Raw genomic sequence first — 1,064 nt, forward strand, 5'->3', positions numbered from 1 at the left:
GCCATCGAGCCAATGCTTCAAAGCCAATGATTTCACCTGATTTCGCGTTCACGATTGGTTGAAAATAAGGAATGATGTTGTCTTGTCGCATCGCTACTTCTAAGTCGCGATTGATGATCATCGACGTTTCTGCCTGCTCAGATAATTCACCATCAGCGACCAACACTTCATGCATGTGACGCCCGCTCATTGGCTGCGCTGAGTAACGAGCAACAAGCAATAGGTGCTCGAGGGACTGGTGGGTGATTTTAGGGTCAACCATCACGGCTTTGCTGTCGAGCGATAACATAATCCCAGAGAGTTCGATTTTGTAAGATAGCTGATTTAACAGTCGGTTTGCCGCTTCCAACGCGTCGCTGTGACCGCTTGCGTTGGGAAGAATGACGATGAACTCATGCTCACTAATCCGACCAATTTGGTGAGTGCCCAAATGGTCGCGCAACAAAGTCGAGATGTACTGGATCGCCTCATCAAAGATCAGGTGTCCGTACACTTCAGCGATTTGTTTGAGGCTCTTACTTGTGATGTAGATGAACGAGAAGTGATTCGGCTGGTGTTTCACCAACTCTCCAAGTGCGCCTAAGATTACCGGGCGATTACAAAAGCCAGACACAGGATCAAAATCGGTCAGCTTTTGAATCATCTCTGCTTGTTGTTTGTTTTCACTCAAATCTTGCAACAGCAGCATCAAGGCGGTGTGCCCGTTGTGCTGAATCAGTGTTGCTTCTATTAAACAATCGATGGTTTCGCCGTGGCTGTCTAGCATCTGTGCTTCAAACTGATTGCGGCCATGTTGAAGCTCTCGATACATTGCATCAACACGACACTCATCCGCAGTCGTAGGGCAGAGCGTGTCTAATGGCTGCTCAAGAAGGTCGGACTTTTTATAACTCAGTAGTTCAAGCGCTCGATGGTGGGCGTCGACGATTTCACGTTCAATAACGATCAGCATGCCTAACGATGAGCTGTGGTAAAGTGCGCCGAATTTCTCCATGGAGTCTTTCAGCTGTAACTGAGTCATAGACGTGTTTTCAGAGAGCTTTTGCACAAGCTTTGTCGCGAGT

1 protein-coding gene is annotated in these 1,064 nt (G+C 47.7%); it reads right to left on the reverse strand.

Features of this window, described 5'->3' with window-relative positions; all coding sequences use genetic code 11:
- Positions 1-1,064, reverse strand: a 1,064-nt coding sequence (locus R7F67_RS24855) for a diguanylate cyclase domain-containing protein (protein ID WP_318057535.1), incomplete at both ends; no start/stop codon positions are given.

Origin of the sequence: Vibrio sp. YT-17 (genome assembly GCF_033337375.1) — a bacterium.
Taxonomy (GTDB): Bacteria; Pseudomonadota; Gammaproteobacteria; order Enterobacterales; family Vibrionaceae; genus Vibrio; species Vibrio alginolyticus.